Source organism: Nitratidesulfovibrio sp. 1201_IL3209 (genome assembly GCF_036763125.1).
GTDB lineage: Bacteria > Desulfobacterota > Desulfovibrionia > Desulfovibrionales > Desulfovibrionaceae > Cupidesulfovibrio.
In genome coordinates this window covers 1-255 of sequence record NZ_JBAIYT010000123.1, presented here as the reverse complement: position 1 = coordinate 255, position 255 = coordinate 1, and the positions used below count along the sequence as shown (strand labels likewise).

Below are 255 nucleotides of genomic sequence, written 5' to 3'. Positions count from 1 at the left end.
ATCTTCCAAGGCTAAGTATTCGCTGGCGACCGATAGTGCACCAGTACCGTGAGGGAAAGGTGAAAAGAACCCCTGTCAGGGGAGTGAAATAGAACCTGAAACCTGTTGCCTACAAGCTGTGGGAGCATCCTTGAGGTGTGACCGCGTGCCTTTTGCATAATGAGTCAGCGAGTTACTCTGTCCAGCAAGGTTAAGCGCAAGCGGAGCCGTAGCGAAAGCAAGTCTGACAAGGGCGCTAAGTTGGGCGGAGTAGAC

The 255-nt window shown here is 52.9% G+C and carries 1 rRNA gene; it reads left to right on the top strand.

The window, feature by feature from the left end:
- Positions 1–255 (top strand): 23S ribosomal RNA (locus V6B97_RS17350); the annotation flags it as partial.